Source organism: Cupriavidus sp. DB3, from assembly GCF_020418465.1.
GTDB classification, from domain to species: Bacteria; Pseudomonadota; Gammaproteobacteria; order Burkholderiales; family Burkholderiaceae; genus Cupriavidus; species Cupriavidus cauae.
Window position 1 is genome coordinate 1,292,226 of record NZ_JAIZPL010000001.1, and the last position, 25,004, is coordinate 1,317,229.

General features: G+C 67.5%; 23 protein-coding genes. 17 read left to right on the forward strand and 6 right to left on the reverse strand.

Features of this window, described 5'->3' with window-relative positions; genetic code table 11:
- The first annotated feature begins 108 nt into the window (after nucleotides 1-108).
- Both K7G19_RS05545 and K7G19_RS05550 read left to right on the forward strand, forming a co-directional pair.
- Nucleotides 109-393 (forward strand): hypothetical protein, encoded by a 285-nt coding sequence (locus K7G19_RS05545; protein WP_149316322.1) that lies wholly within the window; start codon nucleotides 109-111, stop codon nucleotides 391-393.
- 195 nt (nucleotides 394-588) lie between these two features.
- Nucleotides 589-1,440, forward strand: a complete 852-nt coding sequence (locus K7G19_RS05550) for a DMT family transporter (RefSeq protein ID WP_226106350.1) — start codon at nucleotides 589-591, stop codon at nucleotides 1,438-1,440.
- A gap of 195 nt (nucleotides 1,441-1,635) precedes the next feature.
- On the opposite strand, the gene K7G19_RS05555 is transcribed toward K7G19_RS05550, so the two are convergent.
- The 3 genes from K7G19_RS05555 to K7G19_RS05565 form a co-directional block, all read right to left on the reverse strand.
- The gene (locus K7G19_RS05555) at nucleotides 1,636-2,733 is read right to left on the reverse strand and encodes an NADH:flavin oxidoreductase/NADH oxidase (protein WP_226106216.1); all 1,098 of its coding nucleotides are present in this window, start codon (nucleotides 2,731-2,733) and stop codon (nucleotides 1,636-1,638) included.
- 70 nt (nucleotides 2,734-2,803) lie between these two features.
- The gene (locus K7G19_RS05560; protein ID WP_226106218.1) at nucleotides 2,804-3,493 is read right to left on the reverse strand and encodes a type 1 glutamine amidotransferase domain-containing protein; all 690 of its coding nucleotides are present in this window, start codon (nucleotides 3,491-3,493) and stop codon (nucleotides 2,804-2,806) included.
- A 164-nt stretch (nucleotides 3,494-3,657) separates the two neighbouring features.
- A complete protein-coding gene (locus K7G19_RS05565) occupies nucleotides 3,658-4,251 on the reverse strand; it encodes a TetR/AcrR family transcriptional regulator (RefSeq protein WP_149316325.1) in 594 nt (197 codons plus the stop codon).
- 177 nt (nucleotides 4,252-4,428) lie between these two features.
- On the opposite strand from K7G19_RS05565, the gene K7G19_RS05570 reads away from it, so the two are divergent.
- The 3 genes from K7G19_RS05570 to K7G19_RS05580 all read left to right on the forward strand — a co-directional run bounded on the left by K7G19_RS05570 (nucleotide 4,429) and on the right by K7G19_RS05580 (nucleotide 6,792).
- Nucleotides 4,429-5,031 carry a hypothetical protein gene (locus K7G19_RS05570; protein ID WP_226106220.1) on the forward strand — a complete coding sequence of 201 codons (603 nt, stop codon included), beginning with the start codon at nucleotides 4,429-4,431 and terminating at the stop codon, nucleotides 5,029-5,031.
- On the forward strand, nucleotides 5,012-5,959 hold the full coding sequence (locus tag K7G19_RS05575) for a hypothetical protein (protein WP_149316326.1): 948 nt from the start codon (nucleotides 5,012-5,014) through the stop codon (nucleotides 5,957-5,959). The genes K7G19_RS05570 and K7G19_RS05575 overlap by 20 nt, the downstream gene beginning before the upstream one ends.
- 137 nt (nucleotides 5,960-6,096) lie before the next feature.
- Entirely contained in the window at nucleotides 6,097-6,792 is a 696-nt protein-coding gene (locus tag K7G19_RS05580; RefSeq protein ID WP_150082826.1) for a DsbA family oxidoreductase, read from the forward strand.
- Nucleotides 6,793-6,810: 18 nt separating this feature from the next.
- On the opposite strand, the gene K7G19_RS05585 is transcribed toward K7G19_RS05580, so the two are convergent.
- The gene (locus K7G19_RS05585) at nucleotides 6,811-7,431 is read right to left on the reverse strand and encodes a GNAT family N-acetyltransferase (RefSeq protein WP_226106222.1); all 621 of its coding nucleotides are present in this window, start codon (nucleotides 7,429-7,431) and stop codon (nucleotides 6,811-6,813) included.
- Nucleotides 7,432-7,519: 88 nt separating this feature from the next.
- On the opposite strand from K7G19_RS05585, the gene K7G19_RS05590 reads away from it, so the two are divergent.
- The 6 genes from K7G19_RS05590 to K7G19_RS05615 all read left to right on the forward strand — a co-directional run bounded on the left by K7G19_RS05590 (nucleotide 7,520) and on the right by K7G19_RS05615 (nucleotide 17,190).
- Nucleotides 7,520-8,029: a helix-turn-helix domain-containing protein gene (locus K7G19_RS05590; protein ID WP_226106224.1), complete on the forward strand. Its 510-nt coding sequence runs from the start codon at nucleotides 7,520-7,522 to the stop codon at nucleotides 8,027-8,029.
- Nucleotides 8,030-8,570: 541 nt separating this feature from the next.
- A complete protein-coding gene (locus K7G19_RS05595; protein WP_150082829.1) occupies nucleotides 8,571-9,923 on the forward strand; it encodes an MFS transporter in 1,353 nt (450 codons plus the stop codon).
- An 88-nt stretch (nucleotides 9,924-10,011) separates the two neighbouring features.
- Nucleotides 10,012-12,618, forward strand: coding sequence for a nitrite reductase large subunit NirB (nirB, locus tag K7G19_RS05600; RefSeq protein ID WP_226106226.1), 2,607 nt, complete (start codon nucleotides 10,012-10,014; stop codon nucleotides 12,616-12,618).
- Between the two features lie 108 nt (nucleotides 12,619-12,726).
- Nucleotides 12,727-13,080, forward strand: coding sequence for a nitrite reductase small subunit NirD (nirD, locus tag K7G19_RS05605; protein ID WP_187829076.1), 354 nt, complete (start codon nucleotides 12,727-12,729; stop codon nucleotides 13,078-13,080).
- A complete protein-coding gene (locus tag K7G19_RS05610; protein WP_226106228.1) occupies nucleotides 13,077-14,306 on the forward strand; it encodes an NAD(P)/FAD-dependent oxidoreductase in 1,230 nt (409 codons plus the stop codon). The genes nirD and K7G19_RS05610 overlap by 4 nt, the downstream gene beginning before the upstream one ends.
- Before the next feature lie 76 nt (nucleotides 14,307-14,382).
- On the forward strand, nucleotides 14,383-17,190 hold the full coding sequence (locus K7G19_RS05615) for a molybdopterin-dependent oxidoreductase (protein ID WP_370639500.1): 2,808 nt from the start codon (nucleotides 14,383-14,385) through the stop codon (nucleotides 17,188-17,190).
- A gap of 49 nt (nucleotides 17,191-17,239) precedes the next feature.
- Here the strand turns inward: K7G19_RS05615 and K7G19_RS05620 are convergent, their stop codons facing one another.
- Nucleotides 17,240-18,514, reverse strand: a complete 1,275-nt coding sequence (locus tag K7G19_RS05620) for a type II toxin-antitoxin system HipA family toxin (RefSeq protein ID WP_226106230.1) — start codon at nucleotides 18,512-18,514, stop codon at nucleotides 17,240-17,242.
- A complete protein-coding gene (locus K7G19_RS05625) occupies nucleotides 18,507-18,803 on the reverse strand; it encodes a helix-turn-helix domain-containing protein (RefSeq protein WP_226106231.1) in 297 nt (98 codons plus the stop codon). Before K7G19_RS05625 ends, K7G19_RS05620 begins: the two co-directional genes overlap by 8 nt.
- Before the next feature lie 220 nt (nucleotides 18,804-19,023).
- Here K7G19_RS05625 and K7G19_RS05630 point away from each other — a divergent pair, with 220 nt between their 5' ends.
- From K7G19_RS05630 to K7G19_RS05655, 6 genes are all read left to right on the forward strand, one after another.
- Nucleotides 19,024-19,860 carry an IclR family transcriptional regulator gene (locus tag K7G19_RS05630; RefSeq protein ID WP_150082832.1) on the forward strand — a complete coding sequence of 279 codons (837 nt, stop codon included), beginning with the start codon at nucleotides 19,024-19,026 and terminating at the stop codon, nucleotides 19,858-19,860.
- Nucleotides 19,861-19,931: 71 nt separating this feature from the next.
- Complete coding sequence (locus tag K7G19_RS05635) at nucleotides 19,932-20,984, forward strand: cyclase family protein (RefSeq protein WP_226106232.1); 1,053 nt, start codon at nucleotides 19,932-19,934, stop codon at nucleotides 20,982-20,984.
- A 95-nt stretch (nucleotides 20,985-21,079) separates the two neighbouring features.
- Entirely contained in the window at nucleotides 21,080-22,294 is a 1,215-nt protein-coding gene (locus K7G19_RS05640; protein WP_226106354.1) for an ABC transporter substrate-binding protein, read from the forward strand.
- Between the two features lies 1 nt (nucleotide 22,295).
- Complete coding sequence (locus tag K7G19_RS05645) at nucleotides 22,296-23,450, forward strand: thiolase family protein (RefSeq protein WP_149316336.1); 1,155 nt, start codon at nucleotides 22,296-22,298, stop codon at nucleotides 23,448-23,450.
- Nucleotides 23,450-23,836, forward strand: a complete 387-nt coding sequence (locus K7G19_RS05650) for a Zn-ribbon domain-containing OB-fold protein (RefSeq protein ID WP_226106233.1) — start codon at nucleotides 23,450-23,452, stop codon at nucleotides 23,834-23,836. The genes K7G19_RS05645 and K7G19_RS05650 overlap by 1 nt, the downstream gene beginning before the upstream one ends.
- A gap of 61 nt (nucleotides 23,837-23,897) precedes the next feature.
- Complete coding sequence (locus tag K7G19_RS05655) at nucleotides 23,898-24,935, forward strand: tripartite tricarboxylate transporter substrate binding protein (RefSeq protein WP_370639487.1); 1,038 nt, start codon at nucleotides 23,898-23,900, stop codon at nucleotides 24,933-24,935.
- Nucleotides 24,936-25,004: the final 69 nt, after the last annotated feature.

Here is a 25,004-nt window from a genome sequence, read left to right on the forward strand (position 1 = left end):
AATCGGCTGACAGCCGATGCGGCCCGACGCCGGTGTCCCGCGGTAGGCGCTCCGGCCTATGCTGGCGGCGTTCGGCCTGCATGGGCCGACACGCAACCAGGAGAGGCGATGGACTGGATCGACATGCTGCAATGGCCGGCGATGGCCATCACCGTCGCGGCCACCTGGCTGATCGGTTCGCGCATCGCCACGCGCCGCAAGGTCGGCTTCTGGGTCTTCCTGCTCAGCAATGTGCTGTGGGTCGTCTGGGGCCTGCACACCAGCGCCTATGCGCTGGTGGTGCTGCAGTTCGCGCTGGCCGCGCTGAATCTGCGAGGGATGCGCAAGGCGAAGCAGGTCGAACAGAACGGGGCAACGCAGGCAGGACCGGCAGGGAGTGCGGAGGCGCAGTAAGCGCCGGTTCGGTCCAATCGGCTTTGCTGGCTGTCCCATACCCACGCCTTCCACTACACTTGCGCCTCATCCACCGCCGCGCCGGTATGGTTGCGGCGAGAGCCCGATCGGCCCGCCCGTCGGACCACAAAACAAGAAACCGTGTCCTCTCCCGCTTCCCAAGACCGTTCCACCCTGCTCGCCGTGCTTGCCCTGATGGGTTCGATGGCCTCGCTGTGCATCGGCACGTCGTTTGCCAAGAGCCTGTTCGATGCGGTCGGCGCGCAGGGCACCACCGCGCTTCGCGTCGGGTTTTCCGCGCTGATCCTGCTGATTGCGTGGCGGCCGTGGCGGTGGCCGCTGAAGGGGGCCGATGCGCGTGCCATCGCGCTGTACGGCGCGGCGTTGGGTGCGACCAATCTGATGTTCTACATGTCGCTGCGGACGGTGCCGCTCGGGTTGGCGATTGCGATCGAATTCACGGGCCCGCTGGCCGTGGCGATCGCCTCGTCGCGGCGTGCGATCGATTTCCTCTGGATCGCCTTTGCGGTGATCGGATTGCTGTTGCTGCTGCCGTTGCGCGAACATGCCGGCAATCTGGATCCGGTCGGCATCGGCTATGCGCTCGCGGCCGGGGTCGGCTGGGCGCTCTATATCATCTTCGGCCAACGCGCGGGCAATGCCCACGGCGGCCAGGCGACCTCGCTGGGCTTGCTGATGGCATCGCTGGTGGTGTTTCCGTTCGGTTTCGCCCATGCGGGCACGGCGCTGTTCAGCCCGGCGCTGCTGCTGGCCGGGCTGGCCGTAGGCGTGCTGTCCAGCGCCATTCCCTACTCGCTGGAGATGGTCGCGCTCAAGCGGCTGCCGCGGCGGACCTTCGGCATCCTGCTCAGCATGGAGCCGGCGATGGGGGCGCTGGCGGGGCTCGTCATGCTGCACGAGCAGCTGAGCGCCACGCAGTGGCTGGCGATCGGCTGCATCATCGTCGCGTCGATCGGCTGCACCGCGACGGCCGGTGCGCGCCGCCCGGCCAAGGCGGAGGCGCGGGGCACCGGCTCGGCCGCGTGAAGGCGCTGAAGGCCCCGCCGTCGCGCGGCCGCAGTCACGCTCAGGCGACCTTGTAGCGCTCGAGCCATGCGCGTAGGGCGCGCTCAGGGCCCCGCCGCAGCGGGACCCTCGTCGCGCTCAGGCAACCTTGTAGCGCTCGAGCCAATGCGCGGAGGGCGCGGACAGCGCCCCGCCGCGGTGCGGCCTTCGTCGCGCTCAGGCGACCTTGTAGCGCTCGAGCCAGTGGGCGTAGGGCGCGGGCAGCGTCCACGCGGCGCGCTCGACGCCGAGCACCTTGGCCGCGTGATACGGCCAATGCGGATCGGCCAGATGGGCACGCCCAACCATCACGAGGTCCAGCTGCTGCTGGGCGACGACGCGTTCGGCGAGCTGCGGCGTATCGATGCCCCAGGCCGATGCCACCGGCAGGCCGGTCCCGCGACGCACCCGCTCGGCCACCGGCGCGAGGAACGCCGGACCCCACGGGATATTCGCCTCCGGCGTCGAAAAGCCGACGCTGACACTCAGCATGTCCAGCCCTTCCTGCTTGAGCCGCTGCGTCAGCGCGATGGCTTCGCTCAGCGTTTCCTCGTCGCGGCCGTCGTATTCGATCACGCCGAAACGCGCGGTCAGCGGCAGGCGCTCGGGCCAGACCTTGCGCACCGCCGCCAGCGTCTCGACCAGGAAGCGGCCGCGATTCTCGGCCGACCCGCCGTAGGCATCGTCGCGCTGGTTGGAGTGCGGCGAGAAGAAGCTCTGCGCCAGATAGCCATGCGCGAAATGCAACTCCAGCCATTCGAAGCCGAGGTCGCGCGCCCGCTCCGCGGCGGCGACGAAATCGGCGCGCACGCGGGCGATATCGTCGAGCGTCATCGCACGGGGCACCTTGGGCAGCCCGGCACCGAACGCGATGGCGGAAGGCGCGATGGTCTGCCAGCCGCGCGGATCGCCTTCGGGAATATGGTCGTCGCCTTCCCACGGCCGGTTCGCGCTGGCCTTGCGCCCCGCGTGGCCGATCTGGATGCCGGGCACCGCGCCGGCGGCCTTGATGGCGCTCACCACGGGAGCGAATGCCTCGGCCTGCCTGTCGTTCCACAGGCCGGCGCATCCCGGCGTAATCCGGCCTTCGGGCGAGACGGCCGTCGCCTCCGCGATCACCAGACCCGCGCCGCCGCGCGCGATGCCGGCCAGATGGACCTTGTGCCAGTCGTTGATGACGCCGTCCTCGGCGACGTACTGGCACATCGGCGGCACCGCGATACGGTTGCGCAGCGTGACATCTTTCAGTTGGAACGGTTGGAACAGCGCGGACATCTATTGTTTTCCTTCAGTGAGATCAAAACAGGAGCGAACTTGAGCAAGAGGCGTCTGGCACGAAGTGCCCTCAGCGGCCTTGTGCCGCCAGCGCGCCGAGCAGCGCGTGCGCGACCGGCTCGGACGAAGCCGGGTTCTGGCCGGTGATCAGCAGCCCGTCGGTGACGGCGTACGGCTGCCAGTCCGCGGCCTTTTCATAGCGGCCGCCATTGGCCTTGAGTACGTCCTCGACCAGGAACGGCACCACGTCGGTCAGGCCGACCGCCGCTTCCTCGGTATTGGAGAAGCCCGTCACCGCCTTGCCCTGGACCAGCGGCTTGCCGTCCGGTCCCTTGACGTGGCGCAGTACTCCGGGCGCGTGGCACACCGCCGCGACCGGCTTGCCGGCGGCGATGGCCCGTTCGATCAGCGCGATCGAATGCCGGTCTTCGGCGAGGTCCCACAGCGGGCCGTGGCCGCCGGGATAGAACACGGCGTCGAAATCGTCGATCGACACCTCGGCCAGCTTGCGCGTCGACGCCAGCGCGGCGCGCGCCTCCGCATCGGCCTCGAAGCGCCGGGTGGCGTCGGTCTGGGAAGCCGGGCCGCTGCTCTTCGGGTCCAGCGGCGGCTGCCCGCCCTGCGGCGAGGCCAGCGTGATATCGACGCCCTGGTCGCGGAACACGTAGTACGGCGCCGCCAGTTCCTCCAGCCAGAAGCCGGTCTTCTGGCCGGTGTCGCCGAGGCGGTCGTGCGAGGTCAATACGATCAGCAGTTTCATGATGCGAATCCTTGTCGGTCGATTCGGTGAAATGGAGGTGACTGAAACGGAGATAACCGAAACGGAAACGCCGGAATTAGACCGGTCGTCTAGTAACGAAGCCAAAAAAAGCGACGCCTCATTGCCGCGTCGCCACCGGCGGGTTATTCGCCGGCCCTGCTCTTCTACGACAGCTTCAGCAATTGCCGCGTCGCGGCCATCGCCAGCGCGAACGGCTTGCCGTCCTGCCGAAACTTCCCCAACAGCGTGGCGCCGAGCCACAGCTGGTACAGCGTCGTCGCCAGCCCATGCGGGTCGTCGATCTCCCGCAGCGAACCGTCGCGCAACCCTGCCTCGATGCATGCCGCCAGCCGCTGGACGATCTGCCCGGTGCCGCGCTCCAGCGCGCCGCGCATCGCCTGCGACAGGTCGCAAACCTCGGCGCCGAGCTTGACCGCCAGGCACTTGCCCTCGGGATCCTCGGTACCCTGCGCGTTCTGCCACTCGGTCCAGTAACGCATCAGCCGCTGTCCGTGATCGCCCTGCCCGCGCACCAGCATCTGTTCGAGGTGGGCCAGATAGTCGGCGAAATACGATTCGAGCAGCGCCTCGCCGAACGCTTCCTTGGAGCCGAAATAGTGATAGAACGACCCCTTCGGCACCCCCGCCGCCTGCAGGATCTCGTTCAGCCCCACCGCCGAGAAGCCCTTGCGGAGCATGATCGGCTTGGCCGTGTCGAGGATGTGCTGGCGGACGTCAGCGGTAGTGGTGGTTGCCATGGGGTGGGATGATAGCAGAATTAGACCGGTCGTCTAGTAATTTGAACGACGTCGTCCAAGTCGGCTCAACCGGCGTCAGAAGAATCTCATAAGTCGCTCCGGCATACCTAAATCGATCGACGGCTCAGTTAGTCGCAAGTTGCGGATCCGTCATCCGGGCAGCATTCGGAATCACACATGACGGAGATCGACACTGTGATTCCGGCTTTTACGCCATCGGGCGTGTTACCCCCTTTCGTAGGCGACTCACCAGCACGCCGCGGCTCCATGTCCCCCTATCAGGTCGGCATCGAAGATGTGGCCCGGAGATTCGCGAAATCGCCAGCGCGAAAAACCATCTTCCGTGGCCTGCTGGCATATCGGAAGGCACTGAGGGACATTGGCTTGACACAAGGATTTCAATGGCTCGATGGCAGCTTCGTCGAAGACGTCGAAAGCGCCCGCATGCGTCCGCCCGGCGACATTGACGTCGTCACCTTCGTGGAGCGGCCGAAGGAAGCGCGCGACAACGCAAAGTGGAACGTCCTCCAGCAAGAGCATCTCGATTTGCTGATACCGGCAACGGTAAAGGCGCGATATCACTGTGAGGCATTCCTGATGGACCTTCAGAGCCCAGGGTCCCTGCTGGTCGATGACACGCGTTACTGGTTCGGGCTCTTTTCCCACCAGCGGAATTCATATCATTGGAAGGGCATGCTGCAAGTTGGCCTTGTCGACGACGATGCCGCCGCGCTTGCCGTGCTGGAAACAGGGGGCTCTGATGAGAAAGCTGGAACTTGACAGCCTGCAGGCAGAACTATCGACCCTCGATGCACTGCTCGCCCGACGCACGGAGAAAGAGGACCCGCTAGGCTGGCTGCAACTGACGCATCGCCGGGCAGACGTGGCGGAACGGCTCGCGCGCATGGAGTCCGATTTGCCTTCCAACGCCGAAGTTGCGGTCTTCTTTGGCGGAACACCCGTAGTGGGATCCCGGGGAATCCGAGCCGACTTTGCTGCCGACGCCATCAGCCATTATCAGGAACTGGTCACCAAGCGTATGGCCAGCCAGGCGCTGGGCCCGCTGGCGACGCGTGGACCGGTGCCGCGTCGGGACATCTCCACGATGCTGGTCACCGATGTTGTGCGGGGTTCCTTCGGATTTGTCCTGCAAGAGAATGGCGAGACCAGCGAACCGATCGTTGCGTCGCTCCGGCAAACCCTGGAAGACGTGAGCAACCTGTTGGTCAATATCGCGGCCGAGAATCCGACTGCATTCGAAGAAGCGGCAGAGACCCTCGACGACAGGACGCTCTTTGCGATCAGGGATTTTCTCCGTGTCCTTGATGACAACGGCGCCACGCTGCGACTCGTTGAAGGAGACCGCGAGCTGTCGTTCGATAGCCATAGCCTGCATCGAGGCAGGGAGCGAGCGGACGCCACCGTGATCGACGAAACGATTATTCAGCGGGAAGGTGTCCTCTTTCTCGTTCCCGATGCACGCCGGTTCGAGTTGCACCCCACGGCCGGGCCCGTGCTGAAGGGGATCGTTGCCGCCGATGTCATCCAGCGAAATGGAGAAGACGAACATCGCGGTGCCGGCGCCCGTGCCGCGGACATCGTGGGAAAACGCTGGTTGGTCGAACTGCAGGAGAAGACGGTCAAGCAAGGAAGCGGCAAGTCGCGGGCTTCGTACACGTTGCTTCGGTTTATCCGGGCCCAATCGTAATAGTAAGTGCGACAAGGGTCCGACAAGTCATCCTGGCATTCAGAGCAGAGATCAGTCATTCGGGTTAATCTGTCGCGCATTCATGTGGCCGTACGACCCAGCCGCATTGCAAAACAGATCGTGTCACGGAAAGATCCATGCCCCCAGCCCTCAAAATCGACTTCGTCTCCGACATCGCCTGCCCCTGGTGCGCGATCGGCCTGTCCTCGCTGCAGCTGGCGCTGTCGCACCTCGGGGATGAGGTCGACGCCGAGGTCGTGCTGCACCCGTTCGAGCTGAACCCCGACATGGGGCCCGACGGCGAGGCCATCGTCGATTATCTCGGCAACAAGTATGGCCGCACGCCGGCCCAGATCGCCGAGACGCAGGCGATGATTCGCGAGCGCGGCGCCGATGTCGGCTTTTCGTTCGGTCCGCGCGAGCGCGTGTACAACACCTTCGACGCGCATCGGCTGTTGCATTGGGCGCGGCTCGAAGGCCATCAGTTGCCGCTGAAGCTGGCGCTGCTGCGGGCCTATCACGGCGAGGGCAAGGATCCGAGCGACCATGACGTGCTGGTCGAGACGGCGCAGTCGGCCGGACTCGATGGTGCCGCGGCGCGGCGCGTGCTGGAAGGCGGCAACTATGCCGACGAGGTCCGCGCCGAGGAAAGGGAATACCAGTCGATGGGCATTCACTCGGTGCCGTCGATCATCTTCAATGGGCGCTATCTGGTCACCGGCGGACAACCGGCCGAAGCGTTCGAACGGGTGATCCGGCAGATCCTCGCCGAGGGCGCGGAAAGCGCCGTAGGTCCTGAAGGAACCAAAGGCGCTGAAGGCGCCAAAGGCTGAACGCCGCGCCGCCGCGGCTCAGCGCATCGCGAACCAGTCCTCCGGCAGCCACTCGTTGGTTTGCCGGGCCGGCGCCAGCGTCAGCATGGCCTCGTGCAGCAACGCGTCGCCGGGATGCAGCCGCACGGAAAAGCCGTGCTCGCGCAGGATCGCCAGCATGCGGCGGTTTTCGCTCAACACCTCGCCACGCAAGGCGCGCAGGCGCTGAGCCCGGGCGCCCTGCACCAGGGTCTGCACGAGCCGGCGTCCGATGCCGCGCCCCTGCCAGCGGTCGGTCACGACCAGGGCCAATTCGGCCACGCCGCCTTCCCCAGCCACGTATTCCCCATTGGCGACGATGCGTTCTTCGGCGCCATCGCCCTCCTCCCGCGTGGTCAGCACCAGCGCGCAGCGGCTGCGGACGGACTGTGCGATGAACTCGTCGGACACCAGCCCGCCCGTCAGGAAGCGGTAGTAGCGGCTCTCGCGCGACAGCCCGTCGACGAAGGCACGCTGGCGGACAAAGTCGTCCGGCCGCACCGCACGGGCCGTCAAGGTCTGCCCGCCCTTGATGGTCCAGGTCTGCGGGAAGTCGCCGAACGCCAGGGGCTTGGCAAACAGGAAGGGAGCGATTTCGGCGGCACGCAAGACGGCGGGCATGAGTGGCATCCTGACTTCATTTGTCGTAGCCAGAGTATAGGCGGAAACCTGACTTTTGCAAATGAAGTCAGCCTGCTATGCTTCGGTCATGGAACTGACCCACGAAGACCTCCGCCATTGCTCGATCGCCGGCACGCTCTCGCTGATCGGCGAGAAGTGGTCGATCCTGATCCTGCGCGATGTGCTGAACGGCGTCGGCCGCTTCGACGACCTGCTCGGCCGGCTCCAGTGTTCGCCGGCGGTACTGTCGGCCCGGCTGAAGACGCTGACCGAAGCCGGCCTGCTGCGCCGGGTCGGCTACCGCGAGCCTGGTGAGCGGGAGCGCTTCGCCTACCGGCCGACCCGCGCCGCGGTCGAACTGCTGCCGGTGCTGATCGGGCTGATGCAGTGGGGCGACCGTCATCTGAAGGATGGCTGCGGGCTGATGGAGGTGCGTTCGGCCAGCAGCGGGCTCAAGGTCCACGCCGCGTTGCTCGATGAGGCCGGCAACGAGGTGTCGCCGAACCAGCTGAAGGTGGTGCGCGCCCGTTATCCGGACGCGGATGCGGCGCCGCGCGATGCCGCCCGCTCCCAGCCATCGCCGTCCGAAGCCGGCTAGCCCGACGGGCCCCGCCCTCTGGCCCTGGCCCTGGCCTTGGCGCTAGGCCCAGCCCTAGGCTTAGCCCTAGGCTTAGCCCTAGCCCCTAGCCCCTAGCCCTTAGCCCCTGGCCTTGGCCGGCCGTAGCCCTGCCCTACCCGGCCTTTGGCCCTGCCCCTGGTCCGAGCCGACCCACGCCAGCGACGTCACGAAGGCGACCGACGCCACCCGGCCCTCCAGCATCCCCGGCCCCTCCCACGCCGACCAGGCGGCCGCACCGCAGCCGCGCATTGCGCCGCACCATCGTCGTGCCGCCCCGCCCCATCAGCGCGCATCGCGTGGCGTATGCCGCGCCGCGGCAGCGCCGTTTCTGCATCCCACAGCACAAAACCCCCTGGCATGCCGCTTGCTGAATTGTGACGCGAGCGGACCAACGGCGGCCCGCTCCAGACACACAGCGCGTCGGCGGTCTTCACCGCCGGCGTCAGGACAACGGCGTCCCCTGATCCGATCGCATTACCGCCTCGGCTCTCGGGACGCCTTTTGTTTTCTTGGAGCCAGCATGGCAGCGACCCCCAGCCCGGATGCAAGCCTGAATTCCAGCGCGCAAGGCAAAGCGACCCGCATCGCGCTGTTCACCTTCCGCACGCCACAGATGCGCGCCTTCCATATGACGTGGATGGCGTTCTTCATCTGCTTCTTCGCCTGGTTCGCCTGCGCGCCGCTGATGCCGATGCTGCGCGGCGAGTTCGGCCTGACGCCCGACCAGGTCGCCAACATCAATATCGCCGCCGTCGCGGTGACGATCCTCGTGCGGCTGATCATCGGTCCGCTGTGCGACCGCTATGGCCCGCGCAAGGCCTATACCGGCCTGCTGGTGCTCGGCGCGATTCCCGTGCTGGGCGTGGCGATGGCGCAGACCTACGAGGCCTTCCTGTTCTTCCGGCTGCTGATCGGCGCGATCGGCGCGAGCTTCGTGATCACGCAGTACCACACCTCCGTGATGTTCGCGCCCAACGTGGTCGGCACCGCCAACGCCGCCTCGGCCGGCTGGGGCAATGCCGGCGGCGGCGCCGCGCAGGGCCTGATGCCGCTGCTGCTGGCCGGCGTGCTGATGCTCGGCGTCAGCGAGACGATGGGCTGGCGCGTGGCGCTGCTGGTGCCCGGCGTCGCGATGCTGCTGATGGCCGCGCTGTACTGGCGCTTCACGCAGGACTGCCCGCAGGGCAACTACGCCGAACTGCGCGCGCAGGGCATTGCCATCGACGGCGGCAAGAAAGGCGGCTGGGCCAGCTTCGTCGCCGCCAGCGCCAACTATCGCGTGTGGCTGCTGTTCGTGACCTACGGCGCCTGCTTCGGCGTCGAGATCTTCATCCACAACGTCGCCGCAATGTACTTCGTCGACAAGTTCGAGCTGTCGCTGAAGGCCGCGGGCCTGGCCGCCGCGAGCTTCGGCTTGCTGGCGCTGTTCGCCCGCGCGCTGGGCGGCTGGGCCTCGGACAAGGTCGCGCGCACCCATGGCCTGAGCGCCCGCACCACGCTGCTGTTCGTGCTGATGCTCGGCGAGGGCCTGGGCCTGCTGTGGTTCTCGCAGTCGAATTCGGTCGCGCTGGCGGTGATCGCGATGCTGGCCTTTGGTCTCTTCACCCATATGGCATGCGGCGCCACCTATGCGCTGGTGCCCTTCATCGATCGCAAGGCGCTCGGCGGCGTGTCCGGAATCATCGGCGCGGGCGGCAACGTCGGCGCGGTGGCCGCCGGCCTGCTGATGAAGAGCCTGGGCAGCCTGCAGCAAACGCTGATGGTGCTCGGCGTGCTGGTCGTGCTGTCGGCGCTGTGCGCGGTGGCGGTGCGCTTCTCGGCCGAGCACAAGGCCCGTGAGCAGGCGCTGCTGGAAAGCGCGCTCGCCAGCTAGCCGATCCCGCCCGCCCCACTGCCCACAAGAACGGACCGGAACGCAAGAACAGATGCCCACGCAGGCGCCCACGAACAAGGAACGCATCATGAAGCTCGTCATCATCGGCCACGGCATGGTCGGCCACAAACTGCTCGAATGCCTGGCGCAGGCGCGCGACGAAGGCGGCCCCAACCTGCAGGTCACCGTGCTGTGCGAGGAGCCGCGCCCGGCCTATGACCGTGTGCACCTGTCCGAGTTCTTCGCGGGCAAGAGCGCCGAGGACCTGTCGCTGGTCGCGCCCGGCTTTTTCGACGAGACCGGCTTCGCGCTGCGGCTGAACGCGCGCGCCACGGCGATCGACCGCGCCGCGCGCACGGTCACCGTGTCGACCGGCGAGACGCTGCACTACGACAAGCTGGTGCTGGCGACCGGCTCCTATCCCTTCGTGCCGCCGGTGCCGGGCCGCGATCGCGCGGACTGCTTCGTCTACCGCACCATCGAGGACCTGGAAGCGATGCGCGAGTGCGGCGCCCGCTCGCGCACCGGCGTGGTGGTAGGCGGCGGCCTGCTTGGCCTCGAATGCGCCAAGGCGCTGCGCGACATGGGTCTGGAGGCCCACGTGGTCGAGTTCGCGCCGCGGCTGATGGCGGTGCAGGTCGACGACGGCGGCGGCCAGATGCTGCGGCGGAAGATCGCGGCGCTGGGCGTCACCGCGCATACCGGCAAGAACACCGTCGAGATCGTCGACGGCGAGGACGGTACGCACCGGATGCGCTTTGCCGACGGCACGCATCTGGACACCGACATGATCGTGTTCTCGGCCGGCATCCGTCCGCGCGACGAACTGGCGCGCGCGGCGGGCCTGGCGATCGGCGAGCGCGGCGGCATCGTGATCGACGACCAGTGCCGCACCTCCGACCCGGACATCTTCGCGATCGGCGAATGCGCGCTGTGGCAGGGCAAGATCTTCGGCCTGGTCGCGCCCGGCTACGACATGGCCCGCGTGACCGCGAGCCAGCTGCTCGGCGACGAGGCCGCCTTCACCGGCGCCGACATGAGCACCAAGCTCAAGCTGATGGGCGTGGACGTGGCGAGCCTCGGCGACCCGCACGGCCACACCCCCGGCGCGCGCGTCTACCAGTTCGCCGACGAGCGCAAGGAGGTCTACAAGAAGCTGGTGGTGTCCGAGTGCGGCACCTATCTGCTCGGCGGCGTGCTGGTCGGCGATGCGGCGGAATACGGCACGCTGCTGCAGATGATGCTGAACCGCATGCCGCTGCCGGAATCGCCCGAATTCCTGATCCTGCCGCCCTCCGACGGCAGGGCCAGACCCGGCCTCGGGGTCGATGCACTGCCCGACGGCGCGCAGATCTGCTCCTGCAACAACGTCTCCAAGGCCCAGATCTGCGCCGCGGTCGGCGACGGCGCCACCAGCATCGGCGCGCTGAAGTCCTGCACCAAGGCCGGCACCGCATGCGGCGGCTGCGTGCCGCTGGTCACGCAGCTGATGAAGGCCGAGATGAAGAAGCAGGGCCTGGCGGTCAACAACCACCTGTGCGAGCACTTCGCCTACTCGCGCCAGGAGCTGTATCACCTGGTCCGCGTCGGCGGCTTTCGCACCTTCGACGCGCTGCTGGCCGCGCACGGCAAGGGCCAGGGCTGCGACATCTGCAAGCCGACCGTCGCCAGCATCCTGGCCTCGTGCTGGAACGAGTTCGTGCTCAAGCCCGAGCACGCCAGCCTGCAGGACTCCAACGACTACTTCCTGGCCAATATCCAGAAGGACGGCACCTATTCCGTGGTGCCGCGCATGCCGGGCGGCGAGGTCACGCCCGACGGGCTGATCGCGGTAGGCCGCGTGGCGAAGAAATATGGGCTCTACACCAAGATCACCGGCGGCCAGCGCGTCGACCTGTTCGGCGCGCGCGTCGAGCAGCTGCCATTGATCTGGGAAGAGCTGATCGAAGCGGGCTTCGAATCGGGCCACGCCTACGGCAAGTCGCTGCGCACCGTGAAGTCCTGCGTCGGCGCGACCTGGTGCCGCTATGGCGTCGGCGATTCGGTGGGCCTGGCCATCGACCTGGAGAACCGCTACAAGGGCCTGCGCGCGCCGCACAAGATCAAGTTCGGCGTGTCCGGCTGCACGCGCGAATGCGCCGAGGCGCAGGGCAAGGACATCGGCGTGATCGCGACCGACAAGGGCTGGAACCTGTACGTCTGCGGCAACGGCGGCATGAAGCCACGCCATGCCGAGCTGCTGGCCAGCGATCTGGATCGCGACACGCTGGTCCGCTACATCGACCGCGTGCTGATGTTCTACGTGCGCACCGCCGACCGACTGCAGCGCACCAGCGTCTGGCGCGACAACCTCGAAGGCGGCCTCGACTACCTGAAGGCCGTCGTCGTCGACGACAGCCTCGGCATCGCGGCCGAGCTCGAGGCGCAGATGCAACTGGTGGTCGATACCTATGAGTGCGAATGGAAGAAGGCCGTCACCGATCCGCAGACGCGCCAGCGCTTCCACCATTTCGTCAACAGCGAGCGAGGGGACGAGCATGTCGTGTTCGTGCAGGAGCGCGGCCAGATCCGTCCGGCCACGCCAGAGGAACGGAAGCTGCAACGCGGCGCTGGCGGCGGCATGCCGGCGCAGCGCCCGGTGGCGGTGCCGCTGGTCCGCATGGATCGGATCGCCGAGGCGGACCCGGTAGCGTAACCGGACCCTTTCGCCAGCCGAACGACACCAGCCACGTCAGCCGCCACATCTGTCGTCACGTCAGTCGCCACATCAGCCGCCATGCCCTACGCAGCCGAGGAAACCATCATGAGCCAGTCTGCCACGCACGCTTCTTCCGAACAGTGGACCGCGGTCTGCGCGCTCCGCGACATCGTGCCGAACACCGGCGTCTGCGCACTGGTCGGGTATCAGCAGATCGCGGTGTTCCGCGTCGGCCCGGACAACCAGGTCTTCGCGATCGGCAACTACGATCCGAACGCCGATGCTTCGGTGCTGTCGCGTGGTCTGGTCGGCAACCTCGGCGACCGGCTGGTGGTGGCCTCGCCGATCTACAAGCAGCATTTCGACCTGCGCACCGGCGAATGCCTGGAGGCGCCGGAGCATTCGGTGCCCGCCTATCCGGCGCGCGTCTACGACGGCAAGGTATGGGTGGCGGCATGACGCGAACCGACAAGCCCCGCCTGGTGGTGGTCGGCAACGGCATGGCCGGCATGCGCACCGTCGAGGAGCTGCTGGCGCTGGCGCCCGACCTGTACGACATCACCGTGTTCGGCGCCGAGCCGCACGGCAACTACAACCGCATCCTGCTGTCGCCGGTGCTGGCCGGGGAAAAGACCGTCGACGAAATCATGCTGCATCCGCGCGAGTGGTATGCGCGCCATGGCATCACGCTGCTGGCCGGCGATCCGGTGGTGGCGATCGATCGCGCGCGCCGGCTGGTGCGTTCGCAGTCCGGCAAGGAGGTCCGCTACGACCGGCTGCTGCTGGCGACCGGCTCGCGTCCCTTCATCGTCCCGGTCCACGGACACCAGCTCGACGGCGTGATCGCGTTCCGCGACATCCAGGATGTCGAGACCATGCTGGCGGCGGCACGCGCGCATCGCCATGCCGTGGTGATCGGCGGCGGGCTGCTCGGGCTGGAGGCGGCCAACGGCCTGCTGCGCCAGGGCATGGACGTCACCGTGCTGCATCTGGGCGATGCGCTGATGGATCGCCAGCTGGACGCCAACGCCGCCGCGCTGCTCAAGCGCACGCTGGAACGGCGCGGCCTGCGCATCCTGCTCGGCGCCAATACCAGCGAGATCCTTGGAGACGAGCGTGTCACCGGCGTGCGCCTGGCCGACGGCGCGCGGATTCCCGCCGATCTGGTCGTGATGGCCGCCGGCGTGCGTCCGAACGCGGAGCTGGCCCGCGCCGCCGGCCTGCATTGCGAGCGCGCCATCGTGGTCGACGACACGCTGCAGACCTACGACCCGCGCATCTATGCCGTCGGCGAATGCGTGCAGCACCGCCAGGCCACCTTCGGGCTGGTGGCGCCGATCTGGGATCAGGCGCGCGTGTGCGCCGCGCACCTGGCCGGTGCCGGACACCGCCGCTATGTCCAGCAGGCCACGGCCACGCGGCTGAAGGTCAGCGGCGTCGAGCTGTACTCGGCCGGCGACATCGTCGGCGGCGAGGACAGCGAGGACCTGGTGCTGCGCGACCCGCGCCGCGGCGTCTACAAGCGCCTGGTGCTGCAACAGGGCCGGCTGGCGGGCGCCGTGCTGTACGGCGACGTGCAGGACGGTCCGTGGTATTTCGAGCTGATCCAGAACGGCACGCCGATCGGCGCGATGCGCAACCGGCTGCTGTTCGGCAAGGCACAGTGCGAGGCGGTAGCCGCGTGATCGCGCACAGCAGCAAGCCAGCAAGGGGCAAGGTGTGAAACTCTCCGATATTCCAGTCGCCATCGCCGCGGGCGCCATCACGCAAGATGGCGCCGCGGAAGACGCCGCGGCGCCGTCCACGCCGGTGGCGAGCGTGCAGACCACCTGCCCCTACTGCGGCGTCGGCTGCGGCGTGCGCGCGCAGCGGCACGCCGACGGCACCGTCGAGGTCGCCGGCGATCCCTCGCATCCCGCCAACGCGGGACGCCTGTGCGTCAAGGGCTCGGCGCTCGCCGAAACCGTCGACCTGAACGAGCGCCTGCTGCATCCGCAATTGCGCGCGGCCGACGGCACGCTGCGGCGCGCGTCGTGGGACGAGGCGCTCGATCGCGCGGCCTCGGGCCTGCGCGACATCATCGCGCGCCACGGCCCCGAGTCGGTCGCCCTCTATGTTTCCGGGCAACTGCTGACCGAGGACTACTACGTCGCCAACAAGCTGATGAAGGGCTTCATCGGCACGGCCAATATCGATACCAACTCGCGGCTGTGCATGTCCTCGGCGGTGGCCGGCCACAAGCGCGCGTTCGGCGAGGACATCGTGCCCGGCTGCTACGAGGACCTGGAGATGGCCGATCTGGTGGTGCTGGTCGGCTCGAACACCGCGTGGTGCCATCCGATCCTGTTCCAGCGGCTGGCCAGGGCCAAGGCCGAACGCCCGCAGATGAAGCTGGTGGTGATCGACCCGCGCCGCACCGCCACCTGCGATCTCGCCGACCTGCACCTGCCGATACGGCCGGGCACCGACGTCTGGCTATTCAACGGCCTGCTGCATCATCTGCACCGGGAAGGCGCCATCGATGCGCAGTTCGTGCAGGCGCATACCGATGGCGACGACGCGCTGGCGGCCGCGTTGCAGGCCGCCGCCGGCGAGGCCGATCCGGCTGCCGTCGCCCGCGCCTGCAAGGTCGATCCAACCGATCTGCTGACCTTCTACCAATGGTTCGCCGAGACCCCACGTACGGTTACCGCGTACTCGCAGGGCGTCAATCAATCGTCGGCTGGCACCGACAAGGTCAACAGCATCATCAATTGCCACCTGCTGACCGGCCGCATCGGCAAGCCCGGCATGGGCCCGTTCTCGCTGACCGGCCAGCCGAACGCGATGGGCGGACGCGAGGTCGGTGGCCTGGCCAACATGCTGGCCGCCCATCTGGAGCTGACCGAGCCGCGCCATCGCGAACTGGTGCAGACCTTCTGGGATGCGCCGGCCATCGCGGATCGTCCCGGGCTGAAAGCGGTCGAGCTGTTCGAGGCGATCGAACAGGGCCGCATCAAGGCGGTGTGGGTGATGGCCACCAATCCGGTGGTCAGCCTGCCCGACGCCGACCAGGCCCGGCGCGCGCTGCAGCGCTGCGAACTGGTGATCGCGTCGGACATCGTCACCCGCACCGATACCAACGACAGCGCGCATATCCTGCTGCCGGCGCTGGGGTGGGGCGAAAAGGACGGCACGGTGACCAATTCGGAGCGGCGCATCTCGCGCCAGCGCGCCTTCCTTCCCGCGCCCGGCGAGGCCCGCGCCGACTGGTGGATCGTCTGCCAGGTCGCACGCCGGATGGAATTTGCCGGCTTCGACTATGGATCGCCGCGCGAGATCTTCGACGAGCATGCGCGGCTGTCGGCATACCGCAATGACAGCAACGACAGCCACGAAAGCAACGAGAACGGCCATGCCCGCAGGGAAGACACGGTCCCGCGCGCCTTCGACATCGGCGGCCTGGCCGGCCTGGACGCCCACGGCTACGACACGCTGCAACCGGTGCAATGGCCGGTGCGCGCCAGCGGCAACGGCAATGGCACGACACGGCTGTTCGCCGACGGCGGCTTCTCGCATCCGGACCGGCGCGCGCGCTTCGTCGCCACCGCGCCGCGCAAACCCGTCCACGCTACCGACGAGGACTATCCGCTGATCCTGAACACCGGCCGCGTGCGCGACCAATGGCACACGATGACCCGCACCGGCAAGTCGGCGCGCCTGGCCGAGCATCTGCCCGAACCCTTCGTCGACATGCATCCGCAGGACGCGCTGCTGTGCGGCGTCGGCGAAGGCCGCCTCGCGCGGGTGTCGACGCGCTGGGGCGCGATGGTGGTACGCGTGCGCCATGGCGGCGGCATTCCGCGCGGCAGCGTGTTTGTGCCGATCCACTGGAACGGGCAGTTCAGTTCCGACGCGCGCGTCGGCGCGCTGGTCAATCCGGTGGTCGATCCGGTGTCCGGCGAGCCCGAGTTCAAGCACACGCCGGTCCGCATCGACCCCTTTCCGGTCTCGTGGCACGGCTTCGCGCTGGCGCGCGACACGCTGGACTGCGGCGCGCTGACCTGGTGGACGCGCGTGACCGGCCGGCAGTTCCAGCGCTATGAGTTCGCCGGCCGTGAGTCGGTCGCCGATCGCGCTGCGTGGGCGCGGCAGCTGCTCGGTGCGGCCGACCCGGAGGCCGACTGGATCGAGTACGAGGACCGTTCCGCCGGCGTCTACCACGCCGCCCTGGTCGTCGACGACCGCCTGCAGGCCTGCGTCTACGTCTCGACGCGGCCCGACCTGCCGGCCCGGGCCTGGCTCGGCAGCCTGTTCGCCAAGGACCGGCTCATTGACGACGACCGCATCGGCCTGCTGATCGGCCAGGCCGCCCAGCCGGGCGTCGATGCCGGCCCCACCGTCTGCTCGTGCTTCGGCGTCGGCCGCAATACCATCTGCGACGCGATTCGCGAACACGGCCTGCGCAGCGCGGCCGAGATCACCGCCTGCGTCAAGGCCGGCGGCAACTGCGGATCGTGCGTGCCCGAACTGAACGCCCTGCTGGCCGCGGCAAAGGTGGATCGGGACGAGCCGGTGTTTGCGGGGTAGTTCGCATCGGGAGCGGCCCGCTGATCCGCCGTATCTGCAGGCCCCTGATTCAAATCGATTCCGGGTGCGAGCCGGACAGATGGTTGATGGCTGCCTGCTGATAGACGTGGTCAGGCGCCATTGCAAGACGACCGCCGTCCCATTCCTTGCGCAGGGCCTTCAACAGTTTGGGGTCGATTCCGGGGAAATCGGCCTGCAGCGTGTCGCTCATTGCATCGCCGATGCGCTCCAGGGCCTGCTCTGGATTGGCGACTCCACAAACGTTCCTGCCAAAATCGAGCAGCGTCTTGCGGTCCGGATAGCGCCTCGATTTCGCGAGCTTGAGTGCCAGTTCGCGGTCGGTCAGCTCCACACCGTACCGATTCTGGTACTTGTACACGGTGGTCGTTACCACGTCGTAAAGCGGTGAAAGCTCCGGTGCGCTCGTGTGAGGGTCCCGATAGAGCAGCCCGAAGTTCTTCAGGTGTGCATCGCCATTGCGCACCATCACCGTCAAGGCGAGATAGTCAAAGAACCGCCTGCAGCTGTCCGGCGCGTTCGGCCCGCAATAGACATTGATCACCTTCGCGATATGTTCGTACGCGCCGAGGTATTTCTCTTCGGCGGTCTTGTTCATTAGCACGGCCATGTCCTCGAAGCCGAGCTGCCGCTCCTCCGCCATATCGAAGCGCCCCATCACGAACAGCGCGCCGCTCTGGGACAGCCAGAACTGAGGCACCGAGATGCCGGCCCGCCGAGCTGCCTCCATGCACAAGAACTCGTTCTGCGCCAGATACGGATAGCCTTCGCCGCTGGCCTTGACTATCAGGTCGGGGGCAATCAACGTCGCGCGCTCGACCAGCGCCGTACTGTCCTTGTCCGCGTCCGGAATCATGACCTTGGGCTGAATTCCGCTAATGCCGGATTGCAGATAGGTGTCGACGAGATACTCGAACAAGTCGGTCGACGCGTCGGACTCCAGGACTGTGGAGAGGCCCACCGTCGACGCCTTGGAACGCTTGACCCCGCTACCCGGTACCTCGTAGCGCAGGCGTCCAATCTGGTTTTCGCCGGTCAGCGCGAGCAGGCGCATATCGTCGAGCTGCATGAGCTTTCCAAAGCGATGTCGAATGCGCTCGAGCAAATAGCCCTCGGGCCGGTTCATCGCAAAGATCGGATGCAAGACGGTGCTGCCGTAGCTTTCGGCGCGAATGGGCATGCCCAGTGCAACCTCGCATTCGCGCTCCGTCGCCGTGTAATTGAAGACATAACGGGACTCCTTGTCGATCGTGCCCGAAATCCCTTGAGGGGTGGTGACCTGCAGGCGTTTCAGCTTGTCATTCATCGTCGTCCAACATGGCTCGCAACGCCTCGGCCGTCGGACGCGCATCTGCGATGGCGATCCCTTTACCCAAATAGACCAGGGCGTTGAACATCACGTGCATACCTACGTTCCCACCCCTTTCCAATTCAGCGATCGTCTGACGGCGCACCTGCAACGCGGCGGCCATCTCCGCTTGGGTGGTGCCGACCGCCCTACGTGTGCTTCGGATCAGCTGACCAAGCTCTTGTGGGGTGTACGCAGTGTGCATGATGTCAAAAATACCGAACTTTTCTTGTTTGATTATAGGCAAATGTACAAAAAAACGAACCTCGGGAAGGGTTTTCTGTCGGCATGGCTTCGTGTTGGAACACTGTCCCCGACAACGCCAGTCGGCAACGAACGAATGACATGCCCACAAGTTTCATCGGGCGAAACTTTGACGCGCCGCAAAATGACTCAGCCCTCCAGCCGCCCTATAACGGCATCTGCGGTTTCATTCCGCAAAATGACCAGAACAGGGAGACGGCCGGATGACGACGCAGGGATCGTCGCTGCGCAAGGCTTGCCAGCTGCTACGAGCGCTGTCGGACCCGCGTAATACGCGGCTGACCGACCTGGCGCAGGCGTCGGGCGTCGACAAGGCGTCGGCGCTGCGGCTGCTCGATACGCTGGCGGCAGAAGGGCTGGTCTCGCGCGATCCTGCCACCAAGGCCTTCAGCCCCGGCCCCGAATGGCTGGTGCTGCGGGCGGCCGCGTTGCGGCGTCTCGACATGCGCCCGCTCGCCCGTCCCGCGCTGATCCGCCTGGCCTGCGCGTTCGAGGACACCGCCATCCTGTCGGTGCCGAGCGGCTGGGAATCGGTCTGCACCGAACTGCGCTTCGGCAATTTCCCGATCCGCGCCAACTATCTCGATATCGGCAGCCGCCGCCCGCTCGGCGTGGGCGCCGGCAGCCTGGCCTTGCTGGCCGCCCTTCCCGACGACGAAATCGACGCGGTACTGCGCTGCGTGGCGCCGGCGCTCAAGCGCTATCCGCGGCTGAGCACGGCCGCGCTGCTGCGCCATGTCGAAGCGACGCGCGAACGCGGCTATGCGGTGCTGCTCGATGTGGTGGTCGAGCGCATGGGCGGCATCGCGATCGCCCTGCCGGGCCCGGACGGCTATCCGCTCGGCGCGCTGAGCATTGCCGCACTGAACGAGCGCATCACCGAACGTGAGGCCGCGATGGCCAAGGCGCTGCGGCGCGAGGCCGACGGCATCGTTGCGAATCTCGGCGCCATCGAGGCGTCGCTGCCCGACCGTTGGCCGCATCGCGGCACCGCGGCACGCACGGGCGGGGCCACGCTGTCGCCGGCCGATACGCCGTAGCCGAGACGGCGCGGCAGTCCCTCTGCACGACCCTCAACAAGAAAAGGACCACGGATATGGAGACATCAGGCATGCGCTGGAAACAACGTCCGCAGGGCTCCACCTGGGGCGACTTCGGGCCCGACGACCAGATCGGGCGGCTCAATCTGATCGGCGCCGAGCAGGTACGCAAGGCCGCGCAGGAGGTCCAGGCGGGCCTGAGCTTCTGCCTGTCGCTGCCACTCGACTATCCCGGCGGCAACAAGCTCAATCCGCGCCGCCATCCGCCGGTGCTGCGTCCGACCTTCCGCGACGACCTGCCCTACGTCAATTTCCCGCTGGCCAAGGTCGACCCCGAGGCCACCGACGTGATCAGCGACGACCAGGTCCTGCTGTCGCTGCAGTACTCGACGCAATGGGATTCGCTGGCCCACGTCGGCGCGCTGTTCGATGCCGACGGCGACGGCCGCGCCGAGCGGGTCTATTACAACGGCTATCGCGCCAACGAGCATATCGTCGGTCCGGTCGACTATGCCGACGACGATCATTTCGCCGCGCACGGCTGCAATCACGAACACAGCGAGGCGCGCGCGCTCGGCATCGAAAACTTCGCCGTCAAGGGCATGCAGGGCCGCGGCGTGCTGGTCGATCTGGCGCACTGCTACGGCACCGACTTCCGCGATATCGGCTACGACGAGCTGATGCGCGCGATGGAGGCGGACCGCGTCGAAGTCGAGCGCGGCGACATGCTGCTGCTGCGCACCGGCTTCGCCGAGGTGGTGCTGTCGATGCAGCGCGAGCCCGACGAGAACGTGCTGCACCACAGCTGCAGCGCGCTGAATGGACGCGACGACAAGCTGCTGCAGTGGATCACCGACGCCGGCATCGCCGCGCTGATCGCCGACAACTACGCGGTCGAGCGCTATCCGGCGCAGCCGGCCAGCGGCCCGGGTCCGCATCCGCTGCTGCCGCTGCACCACCACTGCCTGTTCAAGCTTGGCCTGCCGCTGGGCGAGCTCTGGTATCTGCGCGACCTGGCGCAATGGCTGCGCGAGCACGGCCGCACCCGCTTCATGCTGACGGCGCCGCCGCTGCGCCTGCCCGGGGCGGTCGGTTCGCCCACCACGCCGATCGCCACCGTCTGAGTGGCGACACCAACGATCCGGAGGAGACCTACGATATGAAGCCATTTCCCGCACGCCGGCGCATTGCCGGCCTTGTTTCCCGCACGCTCGCCGGCATGCTGGGCGCATGCGCGCTGTCGCTCGGCGGCACCGCCTACGCCCAGGCTCAGGCCCAGCCCAAGGCCACCCTCTCCGACGATCTGGTCAAGATCGGGCTGATCCTCGACATGAGCGGCCTCTATGCCGATGTGACCGGCCGCGGCAGCGCCACCGCCGCGCAGATGGCGATTGACGACTTCGGCGGCAAGGTGCTCGGCCGCAAGATCGAACTGGTGGTCGCCGATCATCAGAACAAGGCCGACATCGCCGCCAACAAGGCGCGCGAATGGTTCGACACCGACCGGGTCGACGCGATCCTCGATGTCGCGGCGTCGGCGCCCGCGCTTGCCGTGCTCGAAGTCGCCAAGCAGAAGAACCGCATCGTGGTGTTCTCCGGCCCCGGTACCGAGCGTCTGACCAACGACCTGTGCACGCCGATCTCGGTGCACTACGCCTACGACACCTATGCGCTCGCCAATACCACCGCGCGTGCGATGGTCCAGCGCGGCGGCAAGACCTGGTATTTCCTGACGGCGGACTACGCGTTCGGGCACACGCTGCAGGACTCGGCCACCACCGTGGTCACCGAGGCCGGCGGCAAGGTGCTCGGCGCGGCGCGCCATCCGATCGGCGCCAGCGACTTCGCCTCGTATCTGCTGCAGGCGCAGGCCAGCAAGGCGCAGGTCGTGGGCCTGGCCAATGCGGGCGGCGACTCGGTCAACGCGATCAAGGCCGCGCACGAGTTCGGCCTGACGCGCGACAACAAGCAGAAGCTGGCCGGCCTGCTGCTCTATATCAACGACATCCATGCGATCGGCCTGAAGACCGCCGCGGGGCTGGTACTGACCGAGGCCTTCTATTGGGACATGAACGACGCTACCCGCAAATGGTCGCGCCGCTATTTCGACAAGCTCAAGAAGATGCCCAACATGAGCCAGGCGGGCGTCTATTCGTCGGTGATGCACTACCTGAAGGCCGTGCAGGCGGCCGGCACCGACGAGACCGCCGCCGTGATGAAGCAGATGAAGGCGATGCCGATCCAGGACTTCTTCACCGCCAATGGCCGTATCCGCGAGGACGGACGCATGGTGCACGACATGTACCTGTTCGAGGTGAAGACGCCGGCCGAATCGAAATATCCATGGGACTACTACAAGGTCCTCGCCACGGTGCCCGGCGACCAGGCCTTCATCCCGCCGTCGAAGTCGAAGTGCCCGCTGCTCAAGCGCTGACATGAGCGACTCCCTTCAACGCGGCGCCTGGTTGCGCGGCGCCGGCAATACGCGCTTCGGCAGGCTGCCGGGCAGCACGCCGCTGACGCTGATGGCACGCGCCGCCGATGCCGCGCTGGCCGAGGCGGAGCTGTCGCGCGCCGAGATCGATGGCGTGCTGTGCGGCTACGCGACCACGCTGCCGCATCTGATGCTGGCCGACCGCTTCTGCGAATACGCGTCGCTCCAACCCGCCTATGCGCACGGCATGGCCGCCGGCGGTGCCACCGGCGGGGCGATGGCGATGCTGGCGCGCGAACTGGTGCGTGCCGGCCGCTGCCGCCATGTGCTCGTGGTGGCGGGCGAGAACCGCCTCAGCGGCCAGAGCCGCGACCAGTCGGTGCAGACGCTGGCCCAGGTCGGCGAGCCGCAGATCGAAGTGCCCAACGGCGCCTCGGTGCCGGCGTACTACGCGCTGCTGGCCTCGCGCTATCTGATGGAGACCGGCCTGCCACGCGACGCGCTGGCGGATTTCGCGGTGCTGATGCGCAAGCATGCCGGCGCCCACCCCGACGCACATCTGCGCGAGCCGCTGACCGCGGCCGCCGCGTGCGCCGCCAAGCCGGTAGCGACGCCGCTGCTGCTGTCGGACTGCTGCCCGATCTCCGATGGCGCGGTGGCGCTGGTGGTCTCGGCGGAGCCGGGGCCGGGCCGGCCTGTGCGCATCGCCGGCGCGGGCCAGGCGCATCGCCATCAGCATCTGTGCGCGATCGACAGCGTGATGACGACCGGCGCCGGCGAAGCGGCCACGCGCGCGCTTGGCGAGGCCGGCATCGGGGTCGATGGCCTCGACTATCTGGCGATCTATGACTCGTTCACCATCACGCTGCTGATGCTGCTCGAGGAGATCGGCGTGGCGCCGCGAGGCGGCGCGCCTGCGCGACTGCTGGCCGGCGACTTCGATGTCGATGGCGCGCTGCCGCTCAATACCCATGGCGGCCTGCTCGCGTTCGGCCATTCCGGCGTCGCGGGCGGCCTGATGCATCTGGCCGAGGCGACGCGGCAGCTTGCCGGACGTGCCGGCGACCGCCAGATCGGTCCGCGTCGCCGCGCGCTGTTCCATGCCGATGGCGGCGTGCTGTCGTCCCATGTCAGCCTGGTGCTGGAGGCCCTGTGATGGCGATCTCAGCCGAATCCGCCCTGCCCGAAGGGCTTCATCCCTATGCCGAAGGCCTGGAAGCGGGCCGCGTTCGCTACCAGTCGTGCGGCGACTGTGGCGCGGCGCAATCGCTGGAGCGCCATGCCTGCCAGCGCTGCGGCAGCGTCCGGCTCGCCTGGCGCGATGCCGCCGGTGTGGCCACCGTCTACGCCGTGACCGCGGTTGCGCGCGCGCCGGACGACAGCTTCCGCACGCTGGTCCCGTACACGCTGGTGCTGGCCACTCTCGACGAAGGGCCGCGCGTGATGGGCCATGCCGAGCCCGGCGTGGCGATCGGCGACCGTGTGCGCGCCGGGTTTTTCCGGCATGGGGCGCAGACGCTGTTGCGATTCCAGCGGGAGTAGTGAGCCGGAAGGGCGGACGAAACAGCCAGCCAGGCACGACAACAACCAGATGGAGACACCTATGCAGCCGAATCAGCAGCATCGGCGGGCCGCGCTCGCCCGTCCGTTTTCTTCAACCAGGCGGCACGCGTTGCGCGCCGTGCTGCCGGTGCTGGCGCTCGGCACGCTGTGCGCGGTATTGCCGCGGCCCGGCCAAGCGGAAACCTGGCCGGCAAAGCCGATCCGCATGATCGTGCCCTACCCGCCCGGCGGCCCCACCGATATCGTCGCGCGCGTGGTCGGGCAGAAGCTCGGCGAGCGGCTCGGACAACCGGTGGTGGTCGAGAATCGGCCGGGTGCGGGCGGCAATATCGGCGCAGAGGCCGCCGCCAAGGCCGCGCCCGACGGCTATACCCTGCTGGTCGCCACCACCGCGCATGCCATCAACATGACGCTGTTCCGCAAGCCGGGGTACGACACGCGTCGCGATTTCGCGCCGGTGAGCCTGCTGACGCGCGGACCGCTGGTGCTAGTGACCGCGCCATCGACGCCGGCGCGCAATGTCGCCGAGCTGATCGCGCTGGCCAAGGCAAAGCCGGATCAGGTGAGCTTCGCCAGTTCGGGCAATGGCCAGTCGACCCATCTGTCCGCCGAACTGTTCAACGCGATGGCGGGCGTGCGCATGACGCACGTGCCGTACAAGGGCAGCGCGCCGGCCCTGACCGATGTGATCGGCGGCCAGGCCACGGTGATGTTTGACACCATGCTGTCGGCGATGCCGTTCGTGCGCGACGGCAAGCTCAAGGCCCTGGCCGTGACCAGCGCCAAGCGTTCCCCAGCCGCGCCGGATGTGCCGACCGTTGCGGAGGCGGGTCTGGCCGGCTACGAGGCGACCGCGTGGAATGCGCTGCTGGCGCCAGCCGGCACGCCCGCTCCGGTGATCGACAAGTTGAGCCAGTCGCTGCGCGCCGTGCTCGACGATGCCGAAGTCCGCTCGCGCTTCGCCACGCAGGGCTTCGGCGCGGAATGGACGTCGCCCGACGCGACCGGCCGCTTCCTCGGCGCCGAGATCGACAAATGGGCCGGCGTGGTCAAGACCTCCGGCGCCACCATCGACTGAGCCTGGCTTGCATGGAACCGATGCATTGAACAAGTGCATTGAACCAGTGCATTGAGCCCAGGCATTGAA

What these genes read in the sequence shown, in the direction of transcription:
- K7G19_RS05545 (WP_149316322.1), top strand. Translation starts at nt 109, where the DNA reads ATGGACTGGATCGACATGCTGCAATGGCCGGCGATGGCCATCACCGTC.
- K7G19_RS05550 (WP_226106350.1), top strand. Translation starts at nt 589, where the DNA reads ATGGGTTCGATGGCCTCGCTGTGCATCGGCACGTCGTTTGCCAAGAGC.
- K7G19_RS05555 (WP_226106216.1), bottom strand. Translation starts at nt 2,733, where the DNA reads ATGTCCGCGCTGTTCCAACCGTTCCAACTGAAAGATGTCACGCTGCGC.
- K7G19_RS05560 (WP_226106218.1), bottom strand. Translation starts at nt 3,493, where the DNA reads ATGAAACTGCTGATCGTATTGACCTCGCACGACCGCCTCGGCGACACC.
- K7G19_RS05565 (WP_149316325.1), bottom strand. Translation starts at nt 4,251, where the DNA reads ATGGCAACCACCACTACCGCTGACGTCCGCCAGCACATCCTCGACACG.
- K7G19_RS05570 (WP_226106220.1), top strand. Translation starts at nt 4,429, where the DNA reads ATGACGGAGATCGACACTGTGATTCCGGCTTTTACGCCATCGGGCGTG.
- K7G19_RS05575 (WP_149316326.1), top strand. Translation starts at nt 5,012, where the DNA reads ATGAGAAAGCTGGAACTTGACAGCCTGCAGGCAGAACTATCGACCCTC.
- K7G19_RS05580 (WP_150082826.1), top strand. Translation starts at nt 6,097, where the DNA reads ATGCCCCCAGCCCTCAAAATCGACTTCGTCTCCGACATCGCCTGCCCC.
- K7G19_RS05585 (WP_226106222.1), bottom strand. Translation starts at nt 7,431, where the DNA reads ATGCCCGCCGTCTTGCGTGCCGCCGAAATCGCTCCCTTCCTGTTTGCC.
- K7G19_RS05590 (WP_226106224.1), top strand. Translation starts at nt 7,520, where the DNA reads ATGGAACTGACCCACGAAGACCTCCGCCATTGCTCGATCGCCGGCACG.
- K7G19_RS05595 (WP_150082829.1), top strand. Translation starts at nt 8,571, where the DNA reads ATGGCAGCGACCCCCAGCCCGGATGCAAGCCTGAATTCCAGCGCGCAA.
- nirB (WP_226106226.1), top strand. Translation starts at nt 10,012, where the DNA reads ATGAAGCTCGTCATCATCGGCCACGGCATGGTCGGCCACAAACTGCTC.
- nirD (WP_187829076.1), top strand. Translation starts at nt 12,727, where the DNA reads ATGAGCCAGTCTGCCACGCACGCTTCTTCCGAACAGTGGACCGCGGTC.
- K7G19_RS05610 (WP_226106228.1), top strand. Translation starts at nt 13,077, where the DNA reads ATGACGCGAACCGACAAGCCCCGCCTGGTGGTGGTCGGCAACGGCATG.
- K7G19_RS05620 (WP_226106230.1), bottom strand. Translation starts at nt 18,514, where the DNA reads ATGAATGACAAGCTGAAACGCCTGCAGGTCACCACCCCTCAAGGGATT.
- K7G19_RS05630 (WP_150082832.1), top strand. Translation starts at nt 19,024, where the DNA reads ATGACGACGCAGGGATCGTCGCTGCGCAAGGCTTGCCAGCTGCTACGA.
- K7G19_RS05635 (WP_226106232.1), top strand. Translation starts at nt 19,932, where the DNA reads ATGCGCTGGAAACAACGTCCGCAGGGCTCCACCTGGGGCGACTTCGGG.
- K7G19_RS05640 (WP_226106354.1), top strand. Translation starts at nt 21,080, where the DNA reads ATGCTGGGCGCATGCGCGCTGTCGCTCGGCGGCACCGCCTACGCCCAG.
- K7G19_RS05645 (WP_149316336.1), top strand. Translation starts at nt 22,296, where the DNA reads ATGAGCGACTCCCTTCAACGCGGCGCCTGGTTGCGCGGCGCCGGCAAT.
- K7G19_RS05650 (WP_226106233.1), top strand. Translation starts at nt 23,450, where the DNA reads ATGGCGATCTCAGCCGAATCCGCCCTGCCCGAAGGGCTTCATCCCTAT.
- K7G19_RS05655 (WP_370639487.1), top strand. Translation starts at nt 23,898, where the DNA reads ATGCAGCCGAATCAGCAGCATCGGCGGGCCGCGCTCGCCCGTCCGTTT.